The sequence below is a fragment of the Bradyrhizobium diazoefficiens USDA 110 genome, assembly GCF_000011365.1.
GTDB lineage: Bacteria > Pseudomonadota > Alphaproteobacteria > Rhizobiales > Xanthobacteraceae > Bradyrhizobium > Bradyrhizobium diazoefficiens.
This window is the reverse complement of sequence record NC_004463.1, coordinates 4,483,387-4,508,151: the sequence shown is the minus strand read 5'-3', so window position 1 is coordinate 4,508,151 and position 24,765 is coordinate 4,483,387. Positions and strand designations below refer to the sequence as shown.

Below are 24,765 nucleotides of genomic sequence, written 5' to 3'. Positions count from 1 at the left end.
GAATGCAGCCGGCATCCCGGCGCGGCGGCGGTCACCTTTTACCGGATTGAGCCGCGAATGGAAGCAGGGTCCGCGCGCAAGGATGTGATTAAGCGCTTTTGGAATATCGGCATTGAATACAGCGCAATAGCGGGAGCGGAATACCCTCCCTAGATTTAGATGCAAACGCATAGGAACCTGAGCGGGACCTGAGCGTCTGATGTGAAAGCCGGGTTGGTCGCATCTCTTCGGGTTCGCTCGAGAGGAAGGTGTCGATGGACCGTTTGTTGCGTCAATTCCTGTCTCAATTCATTCGCCGCGGGTCGATGACGGTGACCACGGCGAAGGGGTCGAAGTTCACCGTCGGCGACGGCTCAGGCGAACCGATCGCAGTCCGTTTCGTGACTGCGGACGCGGAACGGAAGATCCTCATCAATCCCGAGCTCGGGCTTGGCGAGGCCTATATGGATGGCGAGTTCGTCGTCGAGCGCGGCACCATAGCTGATGCCCTCGCGATCCTGCTCGATCAACCCGACCTGTTGCCGCAGTGGGCAAAACCCTGGTGGCACCTGCGCTATCTGACGCGGCATCTGAAGCAGTTCAATCCGCGCGCGCGCTCGCGTCGCAATGTCGCGCATCACTACGATCTCGACGCCCGGCTCTATTCCCTCTTCCTCGACGCCGACAAGCAATATAGCTGCGCCTATTTCGAGACGCCGGAGAGCACCCTCGACGACGCGCAGCTCGCCAAGAAGCGCCACATCGCCGCAAAGCTTCGCGTCAAGGGCGGCGAGCGCGTGCTCGACATCGGCTCGGGCTGGGGCGGCCTCGGGCTCTATCTCGCCGAGACCGCAGGCGCCGACGTCACCGGCATCACGCTGTCGTCAGAGCAGTTGCAGCTCGCCAATGCGCGCGCGGCCGAAAAGGGCCTGACCCGATCGGCCAAATTCCTGCTCCAGGACTATCGCGACATTGACGGGCCGTTCGACCGGATCGTCTCGGTCGGCATGTTGGAGCATGTCGGCGTCAGGTTCTACGACGCCTACTTCCAGCGCTGCGCCGAACTCCTGAACGAGGACGGCGTCATGATGCTGCACTCGATCGGCCGTTCACAGGGCCCGGATTCGACCAATCCCTGGATCGCCAAGTACATCTTCCCGGGCGGTTACATCCCCGCTCTGTCCGAAGTGCTGCCGGCGATCGAGCGTGCTGGTCTCCTGGTCTGCGACATCGAGATCCTGCGGCTGCATTACGCCGAGACGCTGAAGGCCTGGCGGGAGCGCTTCATGGCGCGGCGCGAGGAGGCCGTGCAGCTTTACGACGAGCGCTTCGCCCTGATGTGGGAATTTTATCTGGCGGCCAGCGAGATGACGTTCCGCAAGCAGCACATGATGAACTTCCAGATCCAGCTCACCAAGCGTCAGGGCGTGGTGCCAATCACCCGTGACTACGTCGCGCACGAAGAAGCCCGCCTCCGGGCCATCGAGGGCGGCGCCAAGCCACGGCTGAAGCTGGCCGGTGAATAGAGGCTAGTGGCGCGAGGTTGAAATCGGAGAAGAGCGGAAAGACGCCGTTAACGCCAACTGCGCCCGCAGTTCCGCCAGGATCTCGGGCGCGACCGGCTGGCGGCGGACTTCGGGGCGCTCGGCATGCTGCATGGCCGCGATCAGCCCGGACAGCCAGAGCCGGCTGCCTGCCTCGCTTCGCCATATCCCGTGCTGCCGTTCTGGCCGCATCGCTTGCCTCGTCCCCCTGATGGCGGGTTACCGGGGACAATCCCCTGTCCGCCCGTCCGTTCCGGCTCTACCCCCGAAAGAATCCGGGGAGATGTGATCTGCTTCACATAAGTCTGGTCGGGCCTGGCTTAGACCGTCGCCATGAGCAAAGAGACCCAAACCTCATTCGACGTGCAGGACGACCTCCGCACCGATTACGCCCTGATCGCTACCGGCGTCGGGGCGGCCCTGGTTGCACTGGTCTACCTCCTGCTGGTCTGAGCCCGAGCCGAAAGCGGCCAGCGCGCGTCATTTCGCGCGCTCTTCATACGTCTGCACCCCAATCCATTAGGTTCACTGTTTCAGTATTTTTCCGCGGCACAGTCGCGGCCGCTTCCAGGCCGGGGGGAGTTCCGCAAAAATCCGTCAAGCGCGGCGCATGCTGCGGCTGCTAATCATCCACCATTTTAACTGAGCGGTTGATAGCGGCGAGCTTTTGCTTCCGCTTTGGGCGCAGGCGGCGCTTTATCCCGGCCCCGCATCCGCCCAAGAAAATTGCTAAGCACGTCCGACCATGGCCCTGACTGATTCGAACGTTCTCAAACTCGCGCCTGACGCAGGAACTCCGACCTATCGGAGCGCGCCGCACAATATCGAGGCGGAACAGAGCCTTCTGGGCGCCATCCTGGTCAACAACGATGCCTTCTACCGCGTCTCCGACTTCCTGGAGGCGAAGCATTTCTTCGAGCCGCTGCACCAGACCATCTTCGACACCGCCGGCAGCCTGATCCGGATGGGCAAGATCGCCACGCCCGTCACGCTGAAGACGTTCCTGCCCGCCGATACCGACGTCGGGGGCATGACCATCGGGCAATATCTGGCGCGCCTCGCTGCCGAAGCGACCACCATCATCAACGCCCAGGACTACGGCCGCACCGTCTACGACCTGTCGCTCAGGCGCGACCTGATCGGCATCGGCGAGGACATGGTCAATGTCGCCTATGACGCCCCGGTCGATTTCCAGCCGCGCGCGCAGATCGAGGACGCCGAGCGAAAGCTGTACGAACTCGCCGAGTCCGGGCGCTATGACGGCGGCTTCCAGAAATTCTCGCAGGCGTTGGCGGTCGCGGTCGATCTCGCGGCAAAGGCGTTCCAGCGCGACGGAAAGCTGTCGGGCATCTCGACGGGTATGCGCGACCTCGACACCAAGATGGGCGGCCTGCAGCACTCCGATCTCATCATCGTCGCGGGACGTCCCGGCATGGGCAAGACGTCACTGGCGACCAACATCGCCTACAATGTCGCACGCGCCTACGTTCCGGAACTCCAGGCCGACGGCACCACGAAGGCCGCCAATGGCGGCGTAATCGGCTTCTTCTCCTGCGAAATGTCGGCCGACCAGCTCGCCACGCGTATCGTGGCCGAGCGCACCGGCGTTCCCTCCTCCCACATCCGCCGCGGCGGCATCTCGGAAGCCGATTTCGAGAAGATCCGGGAGGTCTCGATCGAGCTGCAATCGCTTCCTTTCTATGTCGACGCGACTGGAGGCCTGTCGATCGCGCAGCTGATGGCGCGCGCGCGCCGCCTGAAGCGTCAGAAGGGCCTCGACCTGCTCGTGATCGACTACATCCAGCTGCTGTCCGGCTCGGGCAAGCGCGCCAGCGACAGCCGCGTGCAGGAAATCACTGAGATCACGACCAGCCTGAAGGCGCTCGCCAAGGAGCTCAACGTTCCCGTGATCGCGCTGTCCCAGCTCTCACGCCAGGTCGAATCCCGCGACGACAAGCGGCCGCAGCTCTCCGACTTGCGTGAATCCGGATCGATCGAGCAGGACGCCGACGTCGTCCTATTCGTGTACCGCGAGGAATATTACCTCGCGATGAAGGAGCCCCGCCCGGGCACGCCTGAACACGAGAAGTGGCAGCTTGACATGAGTCTTGCGCACGGAAAAGCCGAGGTCATCATCGGCAAGCAGCGCCACGGCCCGACAGGCACCGTCGATCTGGCGTTCGAAGCCTCCGTCACGCGGTTCGGTGACCTCGCGCCCGACAGCCAGATGCCGGCTCGCAACAGCAACGACTACTGAGTTCCTTGAACCAGACCTGCCTCTTGCGTAAAACGGCGCCATGACAATGGCGTCCGACCCGAAAATGAACCCGCAATCCGGCCTTCTCTCAGCGGAGGCCAACCATGCCGCCGCGCTCGCTGCCTTCGGCGGCGTGCTCACCGTCGACCTCGACGCCATCATTGCCAACTGGCGCAAGCTCGAGAAGACGGCGGTGCCGGCCGAATGCGCGGCGGTGATCAAGGCCGATGCCTATGGCTGCGGCGCCGCGCAGGTCGCGCGTGCCCTCCACAAGGCCGGCTGCAAGACCTTCTTCGTCGCCACCATCGAGGAGGCGCGCAAGGTGCGCGCCGCCGTACCGGAGCCGACCATCTACGTGCTCGGCGGCTATTTCCAGAACACCGGCGAGCACTACGCCCAGATCAATTGCCGTCCGGTGATCGGCGATCTCAACGAGCTCGCCGAATGGGACGTGTTCTGCCGCCGCACCGGCTGGAACGGAGGCGCCGCTGTTCACATCGACACCGGCATGAACCGGCTCGGGCTGACGCTTGCGGAAGCACAGGCCATCATCCCCCGCATCAATGCCGGCGACCACGGCATCACGCTGGTGATGAGCCATCTGGTCTCGGCCGAGCAGCTCAACAGCCCCGTCAATGCCAAACAGCTCGCTTCCTTCCGCGGCATCGCCAGCGAATTCTCCGGCGTGCCGGCGGCGCTCGCCAATTCGTCCGGAATCTTCCTCGGGGCGCCGTTCCAGTTCGACCTGGTGCGGCCGGGCGCCGCGCTCTACGGCGTCAACCCGACGCCGGAGGCCGATAATCCGATGCAGCCGGTGGTCGACCTCAAGGCGCGCATCGTGCAGATTCGCAATGTCGAGCGCGGCGAGAGCGTCGGCTATGGCGGCACCTGGACCGCGCGCCGGCCGACCAAGCTTGCAATCATCGCGGTCGGCTATGCCGACGGCTATTTCCGCGCCGCCAGTTCAAACGACGGCACGCGCGGCGCAGAGGTGATCGTTGCCGGCAAACGCTGCCCGGTTGCAGGCCGCGTCTCCATGGACCTGATCGCGATCGACATCACCGATCTGCCGCCGAACGCGGCACGGCGCGGCCACCTGGTGACGCTGATCGGCGAAGGCATCACCGTCGACGAGCTCGCGCATCATTTCGGCACGATCGGCTATGAGGTGCTGACCAGCCTCGGCCACCGCTATGCCCGCGTCTACAAGGGCGGCAATGTGGTGGAGCCGCTGGCAAAGCCGGCAGCCGAGCAGCCGTCCTCTCCGCCGCCGGTCGAGCAGCCGGCGAGCCCGCCGCCGCTGCCGAGCTAAGCCGTCAGCCGCCTACTTCTTCTTCCTGTTGTCCAGCGCCGCCTTGCAGGTCGCGCTGAGCTGGTCGCGCTTGCCGTTGAGGCAGGCGACGATGCCGCCGCCCGGCGCAATGCCGGCACAGAACTTGTCGTAATCCGCCTTGCACGCGCCGCGTGGATCGGACGATTGTGCCGAAGCCGCTCCGGAGATCGCGGCCACGACGACGAGAGCAGCAAAGTTCAACTTGGACATTGTATCTCCGGTGACGGAAGGCAGGAGCCGCTAGCTCTACATGAAGATCGCGACATTCAACATCAACAACATCAACCGCCGCCTGCCCAATCTGCTGGCATGGATGCGCGCGGCAAAGCCAGATGTCGTCGCGCTCCAGGAATTGAAGGCAAGTGATGGCGAATTTCCGGCGGCAGCCATCGAAAAGGCCGGCTACGGCGCAGTATGGCGTGGACAAAAAACCTGGAACGGCGTTGCCATCCTCGCCCGCGATGCCGAGCCCATTCTCACCCGCGACCGCCTGCCCGGCGGCAGCGACGATCACGAGGCGCGCTACATCGAGGCCGCCGTGCGCGGCATCATCGTCACCAGCATCTACCTGCCCAACGGCAACCCCCAGCCGGGGCCGAAATTCGACTACAAGCTTGACTGGTTCGCGCGCCTGAAGCGCCACGCCAAGACCTTCATCAAGCAGGATCTGCCCGTGGTGCTCGCCGGCGACTACAACGTGGCGCCGACGGCGATCGACATTTATCCGACGAGGTCCTGGGACAAGGATGCGCTGATCCAGCCGAAGAGCCGCGCGGCATTTGCCTCGCTCGTCGCGCAAGGCTGGGGCGACGCGATCCGCGAGCTTCATCCGGACAAGCGCATCTACACTTTCTGGGACTATAAGCGGAACCGCTGGCCGCGCGATGCCGGCCTGCGGCTCGATCATCTGCTGCTCAGCCCTGCCCTTATTTCACGCCTGGCCAAGGCCGGCGTCGACAAGAAGGTGCGCGGCGAGGACGGCGCAAGCGATCACGCGCCGGCCTGGATCGTCCTGCGCTAGATCAGAGCCCGTAATACTCCTGCACCGTGTCCCACGCCGCCTTTTGCAACAGTTGCGCCGTCTCCGGATCCAGCCCTATCGTGTAGGAATTGCCGACCGGCGTGCGACCTGTCAGCGCGGCGAGCGTCGTGCAGGCCGCCAGATACGTGCCGGCCGGACTCGGATGCCGCTTGTCCGGCGCATAGAGATTGAGCTCGGGCTGAAGCTTGCGGACGCGCGCAAACGCAAGACCCGCGGGAATGACGAGCGCATCATTGGCATTGCCGGCGAGCGTATAGGCCTCGGCCAGTCCTTCCGTCATCTCCGGCTTGTCGGCGTAGGCCCAGGACATGAACAGCACCGGCCGCATGTCGTGGGCGCGGACGATCTCGCTGTCCTTCTTCGCGAAGGCGACGAAGGCGTCTTTCAATTGCGGATGGATTGGGCACTGGCTGCAATCCATCATCACAACCGCTTCGAACTGCCTGCCGGGCTTGTTGAAGACCACGACGTTCTGCTCGTCGAAGGAGTAGGCGCCGATGCCGCCCGGCCGCAGCAGATTGTCCATGTCGTGCCAGTCGAGGCCGGAGCCGCCGATCGTGACCATGGTGTTGCGATACGCCGCCTTGTTGGCCGCATCCGCAGCCCGCTCCATGAAGGAGAGATGCCAGGGCATGCCGTTGTTGTAATAGAAGAAGCTGTTCCCGACGAACAGCGCCGCCTTGGGGAAGTCAGGTCCGAGCGTCGTGACCTTCGGCCTGGTCTGCGCCTGCGCCGCGTTGAAGCTGACTACAACTCCCAGACACATTGCGAGCATCGCTCGCGTCAAAAGACGCATCATGGGTTTCCTCGCCTTTTCTTCTCACCGAGGCCGGAAACAGATCAGCTTTCTCCGCCAGCCTCAAGAGGACGGGAGGCGGCATCCTCACCACAAATTCTTGCCGTCGATCATGTTCACCGGTACCGCGTCGAGGTCGAAATCGTCGAACAGGCGCGCGTTCACCGCGACCTTGGGGTTGTCGAAGTCAGGCTTGCCGGTCGACCAGTCCGGCGACTCCGAATAGGTGCCGCAGCCGCAGCTCGCACAGAAATGGTGTTTGACGGTGCGGCTGCCCCAGAGATAGGTCGTGACGTTTTCCGGCGGCGACAGCAGACGAAACTGCGCCGGCTTGTAATAGGCCCACAGCGAGCCGCGCTTGGCGCAGAGCGAACAGGTGCAGCGCGTCACGCTGGAGGGCGCCTCCGTCACCTCGAACACCGTTTCACCGCAATGACAGCTCGCCTCGATCGACATGACCACCTCTCCGTTTTGTCAGGAGATGGTCGTAGCCGGCCCCTGCTGCCAACATGCTGTCAGCAGCGCAATTCCCTCATGGAGTCTCGTTCACGGAGAGGCGCCTGGCATTCGCGGCCACATGCTCACGATAGCGCCGGACGATGGCGGCCGGCGTTGCCCCCGCAAGCAGGCCCGCGGCGGCCTCGAAGGCTGCAGCGATCTTCTCGCTCACCATCAGCACGGCCTCCTGCCCGGCGGCCTCATCGCCCTGGCTGAGCTTCTCGCAGCGCAGCCGCACCACTTTACTCGCTTCGACCGCGAGCATCGCGCCGGCGTACCAGGGAAAACCGTTGTCGGACCCGCTGAGCACGGCATGGCGGTCGAGCGCGGAGAAGGAATGGTGATCCGGCATCGCGGACCTCAAATTCTCTAGGCGAGCGCTCCGATCAATACGCTTCAAATTCTAAGGACCAGGCCGCCGAGCGGGTCGGATTGGCGGTTCCTGCGACACCGCCGATTAACCAAGAGGCGATGTCGATGCGGCTGGGCACGGTTGCCGGCCACGGGCTACATTCGTCCGATTCCCGGAGCCCCGCCCTTGGCCTTCCTCTTCGTCCTCACCGTCGGCCTCGTCGCCGGCACCATCTCAGGCATCGTCGGCACCGGCTCGTCGATCATGCTGATGCCGGTGCTGGTCTACGCCTATGGGCCGAAGGAAGCCGTGCCGATCATGGCGGTCGCCTCCGTCATGGCGAATTTCTCGCGGATCCTGGCCTGGTGGCGCGAGGTCGACTGGCGGGCCTGCGCGGCCTATTCGGTGACGGGTGTTCCGGCCGCAGCGCTTGGCGCGCGCACGCTGCTCGCGCTCCCCTCCCACACCGTCGATCTTGCCATCGGCATCTTCCTGATCGCAATGGTGCCGGTCCGGCACTGGCTGGCGCGGCACGACCTCAAGGCCAATCTCTGGCATCTTGCGATCGGCGGCGCCGTCATCGGCTATCTCACCGGCATCGTGGTCTCGACCGGGCCGCTCAGCGTGCCGCTGTTCCTGTTCTACGGCCTCTCCAAGGGCGCATTCCTCGCCACCGAGGCGGCCGCCTCGCTCGGCCTCTACTTCGCGAAGTCCGTGACCTTCGAGCGCTTCGGCGCACTGACGAGCGATGTGTTCATCAAAGGTCTGATCGCAGGATCGTCATTGATGGCCGGCGCCTTCATCGCAAAGCGTTTCGTGCTGCATCTGAAGCCCGAGATGTTCCGCCTGCTGATGGACGCGATCATGATCGCAGCCGGGCTCTCGATGTTCTGGAACGCGACACAGCCGTAGCCGCACAGCGCTCAGGCGGCAAATTCGGGCGCGATCGACGGGCTGTCGGTGACGACGCGGCTCCCAGCCGCCTGTCCCTCGAGCCATTGCAGCACGGCCGCGAGCGGTTGCGGCCGATGATAGTGATAACCCTGCCCGAGCATCACACCCATCTCGCGCATGGCGTCAGCTTGCTCGGGCCGCTCGATGCCTTCCGCGACAAGCGTCAGCCCCAGCGTGCCGGCGAGCGAGGCGATGACGCCAACGATCGCCTTGTCTTCCGCGCTGTCCGGAATCTCGCTGATGAAGGCCTTGTCGATCTTGACCTTGTCGAGTGGGAAACGCCTGAGATGGGCGAGCGAGCTGTAGCCCGTGCCGAAATCGTCGAGCGCGATGGTGGCGCCGAGGCGCCGCAGGCGGTGCAACGTCTCGGACGCGCTGGCGATGTTGTTGATCAGCGAACCCTCGGTGATCTCGAGCTCGAGCGACGATGCCGCGACGCCGAAGCGCTGGCAGGTCTCGCGCAGCTCGGCGGCAAGCGAATGGTCGGCGAGCTCGGACGGCGGCAGGTTGATCGCGATCCGGATATCCGGCCTGCCGGCGGCAGCCAGATGTCGCAGCGCGCGGCAGGCATCGGTCAGCACATAGCGCGTCAGCCGTGCATTGTTGCCGCTGCGCTCGATCAGTGACAGGAATTCGCCGGGACCGATCACGCCATATTCAGGGTGGCGCCAACGAATGAGCGCCTCCAGGCCGACGACGCCCTGGCTGTCGAGGTCGACCTGGCTTTGATACCAGACCTCGAACTGGCCCTCGGCGAAGCCTGTGGGAATGGCAAGCTCGAGCTCCCTGCGACGGCGGTAGTCGCGCTGGAGCGCCTCGTTCAGCACCGCGACGGTGCCGGGCGCCTTGGTCTTGGCATGGTAGAGCGCGATGTCGGCGAGCGCCGGCAGGTGCGATAGCTCGGGATCGTCGGCGCGGCGCACGGCAAGACCGATGCTGGCCCGCGGCACGACCTGCTTGTCGTGAAGCCGGATCGGCTCGGAAATCGCGGCCAGCAGATGGCGCGCGAAGGCCTGCGCGGTCGCTTCGTTGCTGACTTCGGGGCGGATCACGACGAATTCGTCGCCGCCGAGCCGCGCCACCCAATCCTGCGGCTCGACCGCCTCGCGGAGACGCCCGGAAATGTGGACCAGGAACTTGTCGCCGGCATCATGACCGAAAGTGTCGTTGATGCCCTTGAAGTCGTCCAGATCGATGAAGCAGAAGGCGATCAGGGAATCCGGCGAGCCTGCATCGCCGCTCAAGGTCACCAGGCGCTCGGACAGCGAGCGCCGATTGGGCAGGCTCGTAAGCGGGTCGTGCGACGCCATGTGCCCGAGCCGGTCGAGCGCACCTGACGTCGTGTGCTGCATCGCGTTGAAGGCGTGCGCGAGCTGGCCGAATTCGTTCGACGATGTGATGTCCGCCGGATAGGCGCGACCATCCCGCTTGCTGCGCTGGATCGCCGACATGATTGCGTCAAGCGGCTTGCCGATGAAGATGTTCGCCGATATCCGCATTGCGACCACGGTCGCAAGCGTTGCGAGCAGGCCAACGATCAGCAGCCGCATCAGACGGCTGCCCGTGTCGGCGTAGACTGTCGCGTAGGAATAGGCGATCGCGATGCGGCCGGCCTGCACGGCCATGTTGCCGTTGCTGTAGTTGATCGGACGCGACACCTCCGCGACCGCCTGCCCGGAGGGGCGCGCCACCACGCGGGCGATTGCAGCGCCGGTGTCGTCATAGACGGCCGCCGCCGCGATGGTCTCGTCGTGCATGATCTCATTGAGCACGTTCGTGACCTGGTCGTAACGCATCTTCCAGAGCGGCTCGGCGATCAGCTCGGCGCGGCTCTCGGCCGTGCGGGCAATGCGCGCGTCGAGCTGCCTGATCTGCGACCAGAAGCTGGATGCCTCGACGCCGGCGGAGGCGAGCAACTGCACCACCAGCAGCACCGGCACGGTGGCCCAGATCATCGCGCGGACCACCGAGCGCGAGCGCGACGGCGCCGCCGCTTGCTGCTTGCGATCCGGATCGGTCATGTCGTCACCGTTCCGCATCAGTCAGCGATGCCTTCCGGCAGCGTCAGCGAAGAAATCAGCGCATCGACGGAGAAATCGTACTGGCCGCAGCGCCCTGCCCTCGCCCTGAAACGCGCGAAATCGATCCGATCGAAGGCGCGCGTCTTGATGAGGTCTCCGACCGCAGCGAGATTGTCGCGGGTGATCGCGGATGTCTTGGCCTCGACGCGGGGCGATGTGGCCGCGAAATCGCAGCCATCGGCGTAGTCGCGGAGCAGGACGATCGACCAGCCGCCGAGCAGGAAGTGGCCGCCGTCGGTCAGGAGCAGACGGCCGGCCCTGATCTCGCGCAGTGCATCCTCCGACCAGTTGAGGCCGACCACCTGAATATTCCGACCGGGCATGAGGCCGGCAGCGGTCGCCGCGCGAAGCGCGCCGAGCGCCATCGGATCGTTTCCGGCCCAGATGCCGGCGGGCCGAATCTCCTTGCGCGCGGCCCAGCTCAGATAATTCGCCGTGACCTGCTCGGCCTCCGACTGCGTCCAGTTGGCGAACAGCATCCGGTCCACCACCACGTCGGGCGCGGCCGCCACCGCAAGCTGGAGCCCGGCGTTGCGCGCGATCGAGGCGGGCGTGATCTCGTCGCCACCGATGCCGAGAATGTGGATCTTGCCGTCCGGGCTCTGCCATTTCTCGGCACGCGCCGCGCTGATCAGCGCATTCGCCATCCGCGCGCCCGCGGTCTGAAGATCGGTCGTGATGTCGCCGAGCCAGGTCTTGAGCGTCTGGCGCGGCGGTCCGAGCCGCGCCGCATCCTCGCCGATCAGCGTGTTCGAGAGCAGCAGTGTCTTGACGCCCGCGACCTCGGCCGCTTCCAGGATCGGAACGGCGGCGGATTCCTCGTTCGAGAGAATGAGGAAGTCGGGCTTGTCGGGACGTGCCACGACGCCGAACCCCAGTTCCTGCATGGTGCGGTAGTTGCGCTCGCTGGTCAGCACCTCGACATGCGCATCAAGCTTGCGGCCGGCGGCCTGCATGGTCTGCGCGACCATGTCCCAATAGACCTCGCCGGTCTTGCCGGGATTCACGAAGACGATGTTGAGGGATTTGGCGTCAGCCGCGACGACACGGCCGGCAGGCGCCAGGACGCCGCAGGCCATGCCCACGGCGAGCAATATCCGCAAAAATATCGTCATTGGTCTCGTCACCCCGTACTGGTTCCGAAACTGGACCGTCGTCCGCTAACATTTGGCAAAGCCCGGTGCGGCGCTGGGGCCTAGAACTAACAAAGGGTGTATTGGTTGCGTTGAATTGCGATATTGGGCGCGCGGGCGATCGGCCTCGCGGCCCGCCATTCCGTGCTATCAGCTGACATCAAGACCCCCGACTCAACTGTCCCCATGGCCAAGAACACGCTTTCCTTCGTCTGCCAGAACTGCGGCGCGGCCTATAACCGCTGGCAGGGCAAGTGCGAGTCCTGCGGCGAGTGGAATACGCTCGCCGAGGAGGACACGAGCGGCAGCGTGCCGGTCTCGATCCGCTCCAAGCGCAAGGGCCGGACCTTTGCGCTGGAGAGCCTTGCCGGCAAGAGCCCGGACGCGCCGCGCCTGTCCTCGGGGATGACCGAGCTCGACCGCGTCACCGGCGGCGGCTTCGTCCGCGGCTCGGTGCTCCTCGTCGGCGGCGATCCGGGCATCGGCAAATCGACACTGCTGACGCAGGCGACCAGTCTGATGGCGCGCGCCGGGCATCGGATCGTCTACATCTCCGGCGAAGAAGCCATCGCCCAGGTGCGGCTGCGTGCCGAGCGGCTCGGCCTGTCGGACGCGCCGGTGCAACTTGCGGCCGAGACCTCGGTCGAGGACATCGTCTCGACGCTGTCGGAGGGCGCGGTTCCCCGCTTGATCGTGATCGACTCGATCCAGACCATGTGGACCGACACCGTGGAATCCGCGCCCGGCACCGTCACGCAGGTGCGCGCTTCGGCGCAGGCGTTGATCCGTTTCGCCAAGAAAACCGGCGCCGCCATCATCCTGGTCGGCCACGTCACCAAGGACGGCCAGATCGCAGGCCCCCGCGTGGTCGAGCACATGGTCGATGCCGTGATGTCGTTCGAGGGCGAAGGCTCGCAGCAATTCCGCATCCTGCGCGCCGTCAAGAACCGCTTCGGGCCAACCGACGAGATCGGCGTGTTCGAGATGACCGGCCTTGGTCTGCGCGAGGTCACCAATCCCTCCGAACTGTTCCTGTCGGAGCGCGATCTCGGCACGCCGGGCACCGCGGTGTTTGCGGGCATCGAGGGCACAAGGCCGGTCCTGGTCGAATTGCAGGCACTGGTCGCACCAACCTCGCTCGGCACCCCGCGCCGGGCCGTGGTCGGCTGGGATCCGAGCCGCCTCTCGATGGTGCTGGCGGTGCTGGAAGCCCATTGCGGGGTCAAGCTGTCCGGCCATGACGTCTATCTGAACGTCGCCGGCGGCTTGCGCATCCACGAGCCGGCGGCCGACCTCGCCGCGGCGGCGGCACTGGTTTCGTCCCTGGTTAATGCGCAGTTACCCACGGATGCAGTCTATTTCGGCGAGATTTCGCTCTCAGGCGTGGTCCGTCCGGTGGCGCAGACCCCGGCCCGGCTGAAGGAAGCGGCAAAACTCGGCTTCCAGCGCGCCGTGCTGCCCGAATCGGCCCGGGGCGAAGCCGGCGGCGACGCCGGACTGTCGCTCAATGCGGTGAACAGCCTGACGACTTTGGTGGCCGAGATCGCCGCCCGCGGCTCCCGTCGGGGCGAATCCGGCGGATCGGCAGAGAAAAATGCCACACCGGCAAGATTCCGCCGCGGAGAGGGGTAGCCGGAGGTGACGTCCCCGGCCCCCGCCGCTATACAGCCGTCACAAAAGCAGCATGGGATTGCGTGGTTGCGGCCTTGCCGGGAACGCCGTCTGCCCCTCTTTTAGGACGGCGGCCAAACACCGATTCGCTGAGCACCTTTGAAGTACGAGCGGACCAGACCAGCCGATGCCAGTAACACTCCTCGACCTGATCCTGCTCGGTGTGATGCTGATCTCGGGCCTGCTTGCGATGGTCCGCGGCTTCATGCGCGAAATCCTGTCGATCGCAGCCTGGGGCGCGGCGGCGATCGTGACGCTGTACTCCTTCTCCAAGCTGCTGCCGACCGCAAAGACCTATTTCAACAACGACACGGTCGCGAGTGTGGTCGTGGTCGCCGGCGTGTTCGTCGGTACCCTGGTCGTGGTCTCCGTGATCACCGTCCGGATCTCCGACATGATCCTGGATTCGCGGATCGGCGCGCTGGACCGCACCCTCGGCTTCCTGTTCGGGCTGGCTCGCGGCCTTTTGATCGTCGTGGTCGCCTTCCTGTTCTTCACCTGGCTGGTGCCGGACAAGCAGCGCCCGGACTGGGTTACGGGGGCGAAATCCCGCGTGGTGCTCCAGGGAACCGGCGATTGGCTGATGGCGCTCTTGCCGGACGACCCCGAGAACACCATCTTGAAGAGATTCAAGAAAAACAAACCAGATGATGATCAAGCTGATTCCGAGCAGCAGCCTTCGGGCAGTGGCGACGGATACAGTAAACCTGCTCGTGACAGCCTGAAAAAGCTGATCGAGAAACCTGCGGCGCGTTGATTAGGCCCTAAAGAGAGGCGCGGACGAGATGCGACACCCTGACCAGGACGCCCAACTTGATCTCGATCCAAAAGCCGGTTTGAGCCCGGCCGCGCTAGAGCTTCAGGACGATCTGGAGGGGGATACGCTCCGCGAGGAATGCGGCGTATTCGGCATCTACGGCCACCCCGACGCCGCCGCCATCACCGCCCTCGGCCTCCACGCCCTTCAGCACCGCGGCCAGGAAGCCGCCGGCATCGTCTCCTATGACGGCAGCCGCTTTCACAGCGAACGCCGCCTCGGCCTCGTCGGCGACACTTTCTCCCGCCGCGAGGTGATCGACCGCCTGCCCGGCAACATGGCGGTCGGCCATGTCCGCTACTCCACCACCGGCGCGACCATCCTGCGCAACGTGCAGCCGCTGTTCGCCGAACTCAACGCCGGCGGCCTTGCGGTCGCCCATAACGGCAACCTCACCAACGGCCTGACGCTGCGCCGCGAGCTCGTGAGGAACGGCGCGATGATGCAGTCGACCACCGACACCGAGGTGATCCTGCACCTCGTCGCGCGCTCCCGGCGCAGCCGCTTCATCGAGCGCTATATCGACGCGCTGCGCGAGATCGAGGGCGCCTATGCGCTGGTCTCGCTGACCAACAAGAAGCTGGTCGGCGCGCGCGACCCGCGCGGCATCCGCCCCCTGGTGCTCGGTGAGCTCGATGGCTGCCCGATCCTGACGTCGGAGACCTGCGCGCTCGACATCATCGGCGCGCGCTTCATCCGCGACATCGAGCCGGGCGAAGTCATCGTGTTCGACGAGAACGGCCAGGACATCCACAAGCCGTTCCCGCCGATGGCGCCGCGTCCCTGCATCTTCGAATACATCTATTTCTCCCGTCCGGATTCCATCGTCCACGGCCGCTCGGTCTACGAGGTGCGCAAGGCCTTTGGTGCGCAGCTCGCGCGCGAGAGCCACGTGCCGATCGACGTCGTCGTGCCGGTGCCGGATTCCGGCGTGCCCGCCGCTGTCGGCTACAGCCAGCATTCCGGCGTGCCGTTCGAGCTCGGCATCATCCGCAACCACTATGTCGGCCGCACCTTCATCCAGCCGACGCAGGCAATCCGCGAATCCGGCGTGCGCATGAAGCATTCGGCCAACCGCGCCGCGATCGAAGGCAAGCGCATCATCCTGATCGACGACTCGCTGGTGCGCGGCACCACCTCGAAGAAGATCGTGCGCATGATGCGCGATGCAGGCGCGAAGGAAGTGCATTTCCGCCTCGCCTCGCCGCCGATCCTCTATCCCGATTATTACGGCATCGACCTGCCGGACCGCGGCGGCCTGCTGGCCGCAACGCATTCGCTGGAGGAAATGCGGGAGATCATTGGCGCCGACTCGCTCGCCTTCCTGTCGATCGACGGCATGTACCGCGCCATGGGCGAGCCCGGCCGCGACCCGGCCAATCCGAAGTTCTCGGATCACTGCTTCACCGGGGCGTATCCGACCCACCTCACCGACCAGACCCAGACCGAGCAGCAGCCCCGGCAATTGTCGCTGCTGGCGGAGGCGAGCTGACGGCGAAGCCGTCATCCCGGGGCGGTCCGTAAGGACCGAACCCGGGATCTCGAGATTCCGGGTTCGCGCTACGCGCGCCCCGGAATGACGGGGATGCGGGGGGCTTGTCCCGGCCATCCACGGCTGTAAAACCCCGCCATGACAAATCCCCTCGCCGACCGCATCGCTCTCGTCACCGGCGCCTCGCGTGGCATCGGCTTCGCCACGGCCAAGGCGCTGGCGAAGGCCGGCGCACACATCGTCGCGGTGGCGCGCACGCAGGGCGGGCTGGAAGAGCTCGACGACGAGATCCGGAAAGAGGGCGGCAGCGCCACGCTGGTACCGCTCAACCTCACCGATTCCGACGGCATCGCGCGGCTGGGCGCAGGCCTGCACGAGCGCTACGGCAAGCTCGACATCCTCGTCGGCAATGCCGGCGTGCTCGGCCCCTCCTCGCCAATTGGCCATATCGAGCTGAAGGCCTTCAACGACGTCATGGCCGTCAACGTCTCCGCCAACTTCCAGCTCATCCGCTGCATGGAGCCGCTGCTGAAGCAGTCCGATGCCGGCCGCGCCGTGTTCATCACCTCGGGCGCCGCCAACAAGGCGACCGCCTATGTCAGCCCCTACGCCGCCTCCAAGGCCGCGCTGGAAACGCTGGCGCGCGCCTGGGCGCAGGAGACCGCGAACACGCCTCTTCGTGTCAACCTGTTCAACCCCGGCCCGGTCCGCACCCGCATGCGCGCCACCTTGATGCCGGGCGAGGATCCCGCGACGCTCGACACCGCCGAGCAGGTCGCCGAATTCATCGTGCCGATGTGCGCGCCTGATTGGACCGAGACCGGCAAGTTCTACGACTACAAGACGCGAACCTTGATGAGCTTCCGCCCGCCGGCCTGATTGACCTGATTGGCTTGGCCAATTGACTTGGCCTCCTCCCCGCGATTGACTGCCCGTGCTCAAGCGGCAGCAAGCCGCAGGCCAAAAAAAGGGAGGTTGCGATGGCACCATCGCATGATCGCGGACGCGTTGACCGTGCGCTCGCACGCGTCTCTCACGCCTTCTCCATCCTGATCGCGGCACTCACATTTGCGCTTCCGGGCGTTGCGACCGCCGGCGATGTCCCGACCTTCGCCGTCGATCCCGCCTGGCCAAAGCCGCTGCCGAACAACTGGATCCTCGGCCAGGTCGGCGGCATCACGGTCGACTGGCAGGGCCATATCTGGGTGATCCATCGCCCGCGCTCGCTCACCGATGACGAGAAAGGCGCAAGCCTCAATCCGCCGCGCTCGAAATGCTGCGTCTCGGCGCCGCCCGTGCTCGAATTCGACACCGACGGCAACCTGCTGCGGTCCTGGGGCGGCTTGGGCGAAGGCTACGAATGGGTCGGCCGCGAGCACGGCATCGAGGTCGACGAGCGCGGCTTCGTCTGGGTCGGCGGCAACGCCGACAATGACAACGCCATTTTGAAGTTCACGCTCGACGGCAAGTTCGTCGCCCAGATCGGCAAGATCGCGCCGAGCCTCGGCAGCAACGACACCACGCAACTCGGCAAGCCCGCGGAGACCGCGATCGACAAGGCGGCGAACGAGATCTACGTCGCCGACGGCTATGGCAACCGCCGCGTCATCGTCTTCGACGCGACGACGCTCGCCTACAAGCGGCACTGGGGCGCCTACGGCAACAAGCCCAACGACGACAAGCAAGGTCCCTACGACCCCAAGGCGCCGGTTGCGCAGCAATTCGGCAATCCCGTCCATTGCGTGAAGCTCGCCAATGACGGGCTCGTCTATGTCTGCGACCGCATCAACAACCGCATCCAGGTATTCAGGAAGGACGGCACCTTCGTGAAGGAGTTCTTCTTCGAGAAGAACACGCTCGGCAACGGCGCGGTGTGGGACATCGCGATCTGGCCCGATCCAAAGCAGACCTGGCTGCTCAGCGCCGACGGCGAGAACAACGAGATCAGGGTGATCAGGCGCGACGACGGCAGCGTGGTCGGCAGCTTCGGGCGCAACGGCCGCAATGCCGGTCAATTCCACTGGGTGCACGCCATGGCGATCGACGCCAAGGGTAACGTCTATACCGCCGAGGTCGATACCGGAAAGCGCATCCAGAAATTCAAGCTGACGTCGGACGCGCTCAAATAGCGCCTCAACGCATTTTGCCCAAAAGTTAACCGACGGATGACGTAACGACGCAGCGTCATCCGGCTTTAGGCGCATTGCCGCCGGCCGTGGGACACGGTAGAGCCATCAGCCGGACCAAGGCTCCGCAAGAGAGCCGTCCGCATGTTTGACAATGGAGGGAATCTATTATGACGACATTCGCGCGCCGCTCCGCGGCCCTTCTGGCCTGTGCCGCCTTCGGTTTTTCCACATCCGCTTTCGCGCAAGACAAGACCGTCAAGATCGGCGTCTTGAACGACATGTCGAGCCTCTATGCCGACATCGGCGGCCCGAACTCGGTCGCCGCGGTGAAAATGGCGGTCGAAGATTCCGGCCTGAAGGCCAAGGGCTGGACCATCGATGTCCTCTCGGGTGATCACCAGAACAAGCCCGACATCGGCGTCAACATCGCCCGGCAATGGATCGATGCCGACAAGGTCGACGCCATCGCCGACACGCCGAGCTCCGGCGTTGCACTCGCGGTGAGCAACCTCGTCAAGGATAAGAATTCGGTGCTGCTCAATTCGGGCGCCGCCACGGCCGACCTCACCGGCAAGGCCTGCACGCCCAACACCGTCTCCTTCACCTACGACACCTACATGCTCGCCAACGGCACCGGCAAGGCCCTGACCAAAGCCGGCGGCGACAGCTGGTTCTTCCTGACCGCGGACTACGCCTTCGGCCACGCGCTGGAGCGTGACACCAGCGCCGTGGTCACGGCCACCGGCGGCAAGGTGCTCGGCGGCGTCAAGCATCCGCTCAACTCCTCCGACTTCTCCTCCTTCCTGCTGCAGGCGCAGTCGTCGAAGGCCAAGGTCATCGGCCTTGCCAACGCCGGCGGCGACACCACCAACGCGATCAAGCAGGCGGCTGAGTTCGGCATCGTGGCCGGCGGCCAGAAGCTCGCCGCGCTGCTGCTGTTCATCAACGACGTGCATTCGCTGGGCCTGAAAACGGCACAGGGGCTGACCTTCACCGAGTCCTTCTACTGGGACCTCAACGATCAGACCCGCGAATGGTCGAAGCGCTTCCAGAAAGTGTCGCCCAAGGGCTCGATGCCCTCGATGACGGTAGCGGGCCTCTATGCGGAAATCCTGCACTACCTGAAGGCAATGGACGCGCTCGGCGGCAATCCGCATGACGGCGCCAAGGTCGTCGCCAAGATGAAGGAGCTGCCGACCGACGATCCGCTGTTCGGCAAGGGCCCGCTGCGCGCCGACGGCCGCCGCCTCATCCCGGCCTATCTCTTCGAGGTGAAGAAGCCGGAAGAGTCGAAGGGCCCATGGGATTACTACAAGCTGGTGGCCACCATCGCGCCGGAAGACGCCGCCAAGCCGCTCGAAGCCAGCGAGTGCCCGCTGGTCAAGAAGTGACCGCGTAGCGGACGCGCACAGGCTCCACGACGACATGCCCGGGCGAGAGCGCGAAGCGCGTCTTCGCGCTCGATGTCCCGGGCATTTGCGTTTGGGGCCTGCTACCGGCGGGCAAGGCGCCGCTCGCGCCATTTCTCTACGTCGCGTCTCTACAACGCGGACGAGCGCTTCCTACCAGGCATAGCGCACCACGCCCTTTCCGGAGTAGCTTGTGGTGACGTTCGAGAACTCACCCTCAAAGGTCCCGGCGAGCGAGAAACCGTTCAGCCAATTCACCTCGGCGGTTGCCGAGGTGAGCGCCGCGTCTCGCGCAGGCGATGCACCGCCGACGACGAAGGATGCGCCCGGCAACGCCCTGGAAAGTGGCGGCGATGCCGCGATCGATATTGTAGTCATGTGCCCAGCCGAAGCGGCTGCGCAGGGTGAGGATCGCTCCCGGCAATGCCAACGATCGGTCGGTGCGGAATCCCAATTCGGAGCGCGGCGAGGTAGCGGTCTTGGCCGCATAGGCCAGCGCAAAGGTGTTGGCACCGACGATGGCCCGTTCGGCATAGCCCGGCAGCTCGAAGGTCGCGAATTGCGCGGCGGCATAGGGCGTAAGGCCGATGCCGGCCCATGGGGTGATGAGGCGATAGCCGCCCTCGATACGCCCCGCCCACGCATTGGCGTTGAACTGCGCACGCAACTGGTCACTGCCCGCAATCGTGACCGTCCGGTTCGTCGTGATATCCTGCCAGCCATAGGCCAGGGCGCCGGAGACGTACGCGGAGCCGGCCGTATGACGAACGAATGCACCGGCCTGGAACAGGTCGGAGCGTCCCGAACCGAGACCGTTGGCGACGACGAAGTTGGTACCGCCGCCGGCCAAGGCGAACCCGACCTGGGTGAATGGAGAGATCCGATAATCGGCGCCGACGGCCGTGCCAGCGATGCGGCTGGTGGACGTGTTCGATCCCTGTACGGCATTGCCGTCGGTGGTCTGCGAGCCCCCATAGCCCGCGCCCCACACGCTCCAGCGCTGGCCGAAATCGATCGCGCTCGGCGTCTTGGCGATCATGGCGTAGGCGTCACGCTCGGCACCGGGCCGGCGGCGACCGCCGGCATAGCTATCGGCTGCTCCCTCTTTCCCAAATGAAACGGGCGTCGGTGCGGTCCCGTCGCGGCCAGCGGTAAACGGATCGGCCAGCAAATTGACGAAGAGGTTCATCGCGTCGAATGTTGTCTGCTGCGAACCTGTCGCCAGCTCGCCCGAGGCCTGTGTCAGGTTCGCCGGGACATTGCCGGCGAAGATACCGCCAAACGCCGAAGGAACGTTGCCGAAGGAATTGAACGCCATGTCGAGCGCGGTGGCGACGGCCTGCTGGTTGATGTTGAGGCCGGCAATCTCCCCAAGGCCCGAGGCCAGAACAAGCTGCACCGTGCCGCCCGAATAGGTCAGCGAACCGGAAATTCCCGTCGGCGTCGCCACCGAATCAAAGCGCGAACCGTTCAGCGCCCCCGCGGTCAGGATGGTATAGGGCGAATTGAACCGAAGGGTGCCGTTGGCGAGCGCAACCCGAACCGTCCCGGCCAACGTCGCCGCCCCCGTCACATTGGTGAGGTCGGAAGCCGCCGATGACACCTGCACAAGGTAGGTCGAGGCGGCCGTGAAGACGAGGCTGCGCTGAACGTTGATGGTGCCGACCGAGTTGCCTGGAGACAGAATGCCGCCGTTGATGACGGTATTGCCGACGATGCCGTTGCCGCCCAACGTGCCGCCGGCATTGACAACGAGATTGCTGGCCGATGCGATGTTGCCGTTCACGATCAGCGCCCCGCCGCCGACATTGACATCACCGGAGAAGGAGCCGGTGCCAGTCAGCGTCCAGACTGAATCGTCGACCTTGTTGAAGGTCGTGAACCCCCGATACTGGGCCGCCGCACCCAACGTGCTGACATCGAAGGTCGCCGCACCGCTGCCCCCGAGTTGGAACGTATCACTGCCCCCACCGAGCACGTTGCCCGATATCACCGATCCCGGCGCGAGCGTGAGAACGTTGCCGCTACCGGCGAACTGGATCGCGGCCGTTCCTCCAGTGATGGTCCCCGCATTGAACACGTCCGACCCACCCGTGCTCGCATAGATGCCGTTGCCCGCAAGGCCGGAAATGGAGCCGTAGTTGATGACTGAGACGGATCCGAGGCTGGCGCGGACGCCGGTGTCGCCGCCACTGATCTGCGCGCCGGCATTGTTGGTCACCACCGCACTCGTCTCGGCGCGAATGGCGTAGCCAAAGCCGCCGGCACTTAGGGTTCCGGAATTGACGACGGTTGCGACGCCATTGCTGGCATAGATTCCGTTGTTGATCAGGCTCGTGATCTGCCCGCCAACGCCGTTGGTTACATTGACGTCGGTGAAGGCAAAGATGGCGATATTGTTGAGACCGGAAATGGTCCCGTGATTGGTAACGTGAGCAAAGCCCAAATTGGCAGCCATGCCGCCGGTAATGCTTCCAGTGACACCGTTCGTTATTGTCAGATTGGCATTCGCAGAGGCGGCAAAGCCGGTGGGGCTCGAGATGGTGCCGAAATTCGTTACCGAAATCGATCCGCTGTTGGCGCGGATGGCAGCCGTTGCGCCGGTAATCGTCCCGGCGGCGGCGTTGGTGACGTCCATATTGCCGGTCACCTCCAGGCCATAGCTGGTCGTACCGGTAATCGTGCCGGCATTGGTGACATTCAACAATTGGTTGGCCTGGACACCGCTTATCCGCCGGAAATCAGACCGCCCGCAGCGTTGGAGACGACCCCCGTGCCGTAGGCAATGAAACCGTAAGAGGTGCCGATGATATTGCCGGCATTGGTGACATTTCCGACAGCGGAATAGCCGGAATTGACGCCGAGATCGCCGGCGATGGTGGCGCCCGCATTGTTGGTAACCGTGGCGTTGACGAAGGCGAATACGCCAACGTTTGCGTTGCCCGTGATCGTGCCGGAGTTGACGACAGTCACACTGCCGTTGTTCGAGCCGATGCCGGATAGGACAGTGCCGGTGATGGTGGCGCCGGTGTTGTTGGTGACGGTGACGTCATTTTGAGAGAAGACACCGTTCGTTGCGCCTGTGATGCTTCCCGAATTGCTGACCGTAGCGTTGCCGATATTAATTCCGCTATTCACGCTTCCGGTGACAGAGGCACCGCTATCGACATTGATGACAATGCCGGTCTGGTTGCCCGTCCCGTAACCGTTGGTCCCGTTCTGATCGGTCGTCACGCCCGAGCATGTAATGGTCGTGCCTGGCGGCGGATTGGGGCTATTGTCGGCCGCCGGCGAACAGGCCGCATACGCCCCGCCCATCAGAGCCAGCGTGACGGTAGCCGTGATCGCAATTGCAGCGGCAGCTCGCCAAATCAGCAAGCGCTGCCGAGGGAAACACCATATCCGAATCGGCAGGCGCGTCATTTGAATGGCTTGCTTCCGAGGCGTCGGCGGCCCCGGCCTTCAATTGCAAAAAGAACGAATCAACAGATTTATTGAACAGGCTAAGTATCGCCGCCGAAAGGCTCCATGTACGCACGTCTGGCGAGAATCCGACGAATCGGAATCTCTGTTGCGAATTGGCGACAGTCGCAACCGTCCTATTCGCGGGCACCAGTCTGCCGGGCGGATGCGACTGTCGCCAGCGTCCGCATCGCAATGGCCACGCATACCACCATCAGCGCGCCCGCGAGGAGGAATGGCGCGCCGGGCAATTGCCAGGGCGCGCTGGTGCCGATGAAGTATGAAAACGTCAGCGTGAACAGGAACGGCCCGACGAGCTGCGACACGCTCTGCACGCTCGCGGTTGCGCCCTGCAGCTGACCCTGTTGATCGGGTGCGACCAGCCGCGTCATCAGCGATTGCATCGCGGCACCCGAGATGCCCCACAGCGACATCACGGGAATGCCGATCCAGAACAGCGGTCCGGTCGGCGCTGCGCCAAAGATCACGAACCCGATCGCACCACAGCACAGGCCCAGCAACAGTGTGTTCCGCTCGCCGAGCGCGCGCACGATCGGGCCGATGGCGAGCCCCTGCACTACCATGGCGCAGATGCCGACCATCGCGAGCGTCAGCCCGACCGTCTTGGAATCCCACCCGTAGCGATAGGTCGCATAGAGCACGAAGGTCGACGGCAGCACGACATGCGCGACCTGCGCGATGAAGTTGACGACCGACAGCGCAGCCAGCATCGCGTTGGAACGCAGCAGACGCAGCGCCCCGACCGGATTGGCGCTGGTCCAGCGGAACGGCGCGCGCTTGTCGGGCGCCAGCGATTCCGGCAGGACCAGGAGCCCATAGAGCGCATTGGCGAAGCTCAAAGCCGCCGACGCCCAGAACGGCAGGCGCGGATCGACGTCGCCGAGCAAGCCGCCGAGCGCCGGGCCCAGGATGAAGCCGGCGCCGAAGGCCGCGCCAATCCTGCCGAAGATCGCCGCGCGCCGCTCCGGCGGCGTAATGTCGGCAATATAGGCAAACGCCGTCGAGATGCTGGCCGAGGTGATGCCGGAGATCACGCGCCCAATGAAAAGCCACACCAGCGACGGCGCCAGCGCCATCAGCACGTAGTCGGCGGCGAGCCCGAAATTCGACAGCAGCACCACCGGCCGCCGCCCGAAACGATCCGACAGCGCGCCCAGCACCGGCGAGAACACGAACTGCATCAACGCCCAGGCGGTGCCGAACAGGCCGAAGATGCGGGCCGCGTGTGCGGTGTCGTTGTCGACGAAGCTCTCTATGAGCTTTGGCAGGATCGGCATGATCACGCCGAGCGCGAGCATGTCGAGCAGGATGGTGACGAAGATGAAGGCGACCGCCCCGCGCCGGACCGGCGCCACTTTAGACGTATTCGGCAACAAGGAGCCTCCAGATATCGAATCTCGGCATCCGAATCCTAGAATCGCATTGATCCTTGGAACAGAAGAGAAATCCGGATCCGCACTTTGGCTTCCGAACTCAGTCCCTGAAATGACACTCGAAAGGATCATCCGGACACGGATCGACCACCTTGGTTACCATTGCATGGTGAAGTTGCTTGTCCGCAACGAAGTTCTTGACGAAGTCGACTGTTGCGGGATGCAGAGCCACGACCGCTTTCGAATCCCGTGCGGCCTTCACAAAATTCGCCGCATGCTTTTCGTCGTGGAGCATCCTGACAAAATGCACGACGGAGTGCAGCGGAACTCTGAGCATCTTCTTTGTCGAAGACGACTTCTTTGCAGCCTTGGATTTGCCAGCCTTCTTCGCCCCTTTTGCCTTGTTCGCCATAATGCCCTCC

At 64.6% G+C, this 24,765-nt stretch carries 23 protein-coding genes; 12 read left to right on the top strand and 11 right to left on the bottom strand.

Features of this window, described 5'->3' with window-relative positions:
• Positions 1-254: 254 nt before the first annotated feature.
• A complete protein-coding gene (locus BJA_RS20210; protein WP_028171076.1) occupies positions 255-1,505 on the top strand; it encodes an SAM-dependent methyltransferase in 1,251 nt (416 codons plus the stop codon).
• 3 nt (positions 1,506-1,508) lie between these two features.
• Here BJA_RS20210 and BJA_RS20205 read toward each other — a convergent pair whose 3' ends face one another.
• Complete coding sequence (locus tag BJA_RS20205) at positions 1,509-1,715, bottom strand: transcriptional regulator (protein ID WP_082756721.1); 207 nt, start codon at positions 1,713-1,715, stop codon at positions 1,509-1,511.
• Positions 1,716-2,268: 553 nt separating this feature from the next.
• On the opposite strand from BJA_RS20205, the gene BJA_RS20200 reads away from it, so the two are divergent.
• Both BJA_RS20200 and alr read left to right on the top strand, forming a co-directional pair.
• Positions 2,269-3,780 carry a replicative DNA helicase gene (locus BJA_RS20200; RefSeq protein WP_011086847.1) on the top strand — a complete coding sequence of 504 codons (1,512 nt, stop codon included), beginning with the start codon at positions 2,269-2,271 and terminating at the stop codon, positions 3,778-3,780.
• A 46-nt stretch (positions 3,781-3,826) separates the two neighbouring features.
• Positions 3,827-5,092 carry an alanine racemase gene (alr, locus tag BJA_RS20195; RefSeq protein ID WP_038967543.1) on the top strand — a complete coding sequence of 422 codons (1,266 nt, stop codon included), beginning with the start codon at positions 3,827-3,829 and terminating at the stop codon, positions 5,090-5,092.
• A 12-nt stretch (positions 5,093-5,104) separates the two neighbouring features.
• On the opposite strand, the gene BJA_RS20190 is transcribed toward alr, so the two are convergent.
• The gene (locus BJA_RS20190; protein ID WP_028171072.1) at positions 5,105-5,323 is read right to left on the bottom strand and encodes a hypothetical protein; all 219 of its coding nucleotides are present in this window, start codon (positions 5,321-5,323) and stop codon (positions 5,105-5,107) included.
• A 40-nt stretch (positions 5,324-5,363) separates the two neighbouring features.
• Here BJA_RS20190 and BJA_RS20185 point away from each other — a divergent pair, with 40 nt between their 5' ends.
• Complete coding sequence (locus BJA_RS20185; RefSeq protein WP_011086845.1) at positions 5,364-6,134, top strand: exodeoxyribonuclease III; 771 nt, start codon at positions 5,364-5,366, stop codon at positions 6,132-6,134.
• Position 6,135: 1 nt separating this feature from the next.
• Here BJA_RS20185 and BJA_RS20180 read toward each other — a convergent pair whose 3' ends face one another.
• The 3 genes from BJA_RS20180 to BJA_RS20170 all read right to left on the bottom strand — a co-directional run bounded on the left by BJA_RS20180 (position 6,136) and on the right by BJA_RS20170 (position 7,801).
• A complete protein-coding gene (locus BJA_RS20180; RefSeq protein WP_011086844.1) occupies positions 6,136-6,954 on the bottom strand; it encodes a DUF4886 domain-containing protein in 819 nt (272 codons plus the stop codon).
• 84 nt (positions 6,955-7,038) lie between these two features.
• Positions 7,039-7,407: a GFA family protein gene (locus BJA_RS20175; RefSeq protein WP_038967545.1), complete on the bottom strand. Its 369-nt coding sequence runs from the start codon at positions 7,405-7,407 to the stop codon at positions 7,039-7,041.
• A 76-nt stretch (positions 7,408-7,483) separates the two neighbouring features.
• Positions 7,484-7,801, bottom strand: a complete 318-nt coding sequence (locus BJA_RS20170; RefSeq protein ID WP_011086842.1) for a hypothetical protein — start codon at positions 7,799-7,801, stop codon at positions 7,484-7,486.
• 186 nt (positions 7,802-7,987) lie between these two features.
• On the opposite strand from BJA_RS20170, the gene BJA_RS20165 reads away from it, so the two are divergent.
• Positions 7,988-8,713, top strand: a complete 726-nt coding sequence (locus tag BJA_RS20165; protein ID WP_028171067.1) for a sulfite exporter TauE/SafE family protein — start codon at positions 7,988-7,990, stop codon at positions 8,711-8,713.
• An 11-nt stretch (positions 8,714-8,724) separates the two neighbouring features.
• On the opposite strand, the gene BJA_RS20160 is transcribed toward BJA_RS20165, so the two are convergent.
• Positions 8,725-10,794 (bottom strand): putative bifunctional diguanylate cyclase/phosphodiesterase, encoded by a 2,070-nt coding sequence (locus BJA_RS20160; protein ID WP_011086840.1) that lies wholly within the window; start codon positions 10,792-10,794, stop codon positions 8,725-8,727.
• Positions 10,794-11,951 carry an ABC transporter substrate-binding protein gene (locus BJA_RS20155; protein WP_038967546.1) on the bottom strand — a complete coding sequence of 386 codons (1,158 nt, stop codon included), beginning with the start codon at positions 11,949-11,951 and terminating at the stop codon, positions 10,794-10,796. The genes BJA_RS20160 and BJA_RS20155 overlap by 1 nt, the downstream gene beginning before the upstream one ends.
• 204 nt (positions 11,952-12,155) lie before the next feature.
• Between BJA_RS20155 and radA the strand changes: the two genes are divergently transcribed.
• The 6 genes from radA (at position 12,156) to BJA_RS20125 (ending at position 19,469) form a co-directional block, all read left to right on the top strand.
• Positions 12,156-13,601, top strand: coding sequence for a DNA repair protein RadA (gene radA / locus BJA_RS20150; protein ID WP_011086838.1), 1,446 nt, complete (start codon positions 12,156-12,158; stop codon positions 13,599-13,601).
• A gap of 166 nt (positions 13,602-13,767) precedes the next feature.
• The gene (locus BJA_RS20145; protein WP_011086837.1) at positions 13,768-14,397 is read left to right on the top strand and encodes a CvpA family protein; all 630 of its coding nucleotides are present in this window, start codon (positions 13,768-13,770) and stop codon (positions 14,395-14,397) included.
• A gap of 28 nt (positions 14,398-14,425) precedes the next feature.
• On the top strand, positions 14,426-15,949 hold the full coding sequence (purF, locus tag BJA_RS20140) for an amidophosphoribosyltransferase (protein WP_011086836.1): 1,524 nt from the start codon (positions 14,426-14,428) through the stop codon (positions 15,947-15,949).
• 138 nt (positions 15,950-16,087) lie between these two features.
• Complete coding sequence (locus tag BJA_RS20135) at positions 16,088-16,828, top strand: SDR family NAD(P)-dependent oxidoreductase (protein ID WP_011086835.1); 741 nt, start codon at positions 16,088-16,090, stop codon at positions 16,826-16,828.
• Positions 16,829-16,929: 101 nt separating this feature from the next.
• The gene (locus tag BJA_RS20130; protein ID WP_011086834.1) at positions 16,930-18,078 is read left to right on the top strand and encodes a hypothetical protein; all 1,149 of its coding nucleotides are present in this window, start codon (positions 16,930-16,932) and stop codon (positions 18,076-18,078) included.
• A 164-nt stretch (positions 18,079-18,242) separates the two neighbouring features.
• Positions 18,243-19,469: an ABC transporter substrate-binding protein gene (locus BJA_RS20125; protein WP_028171062.1), complete on the top strand. Its 1,227-nt coding sequence runs from the start codon at positions 18,243-18,245 to the stop codon at positions 19,467-19,469.
• A 235-nt stretch (positions 19,470-19,704) separates the two neighbouring features.
• On the opposite strand, the gene BJA_RS20120 is transcribed toward BJA_RS20125, so the two are convergent.
• Complete coding sequence (locus BJA_RS20120) at positions 19,705-21,708, bottom strand: autotransporter outer membrane beta-barrel domain-containing protein (protein WP_244423868.1); 2,004 nt, start codon at positions 21,706-21,708, stop codon at positions 19,705-19,707.
• Between the two features lie 226 nt (positions 21,709-21,934).
• On the opposite strand from BJA_RS20120, the gene BJA_RS20115 reads away from it, so the two are divergent.
• Positions 21,935-22,150 (top strand): hypothetical protein, encoded by a 216-nt coding sequence (locus tag BJA_RS20115; protein WP_164930920.1) that lies wholly within the window; start codon positions 21,935-21,937, stop codon positions 22,148-22,150.
• Between the two features lie 64 nt (positions 22,151-22,214).
• Here BJA_RS20115 and BJA_RS20110 read toward each other — a convergent pair whose 3' ends face one another.
• From BJA_RS20110 to BJA_RS20100, 3 genes are all read right to left on the bottom strand, one after another.
• On the bottom strand, positions 22,215-22,910 hold the full coding sequence (locus BJA_RS20110) for a hypothetical protein (RefSeq protein WP_011086831.1): 696 nt from the start codon (positions 22,908-22,910) through the stop codon (positions 22,215-22,217).
• Between the two features lie 176 nt (positions 22,911-23,086).
• Entirely contained in the window at positions 23,087-24,475 is a 1,389-nt protein-coding gene (locus tag BJA_RS20105) for a TCR/Tet family MFS transporter (RefSeq protein WP_011086830.1), read from the bottom strand.
• Positions 24,444-24,755 (bottom strand): hypothetical protein, encoded by a 312-nt coding sequence (locus BJA_RS20100; RefSeq protein WP_038967549.1) that lies wholly within the window; start codon positions 24,753-24,755, stop codon positions 24,444-24,446. Before BJA_RS20100 ends, BJA_RS20105 begins: the two co-directional genes overlap by 32 nt.
• Positions 24,756-24,765: the final 10 nt, after the last annotated feature.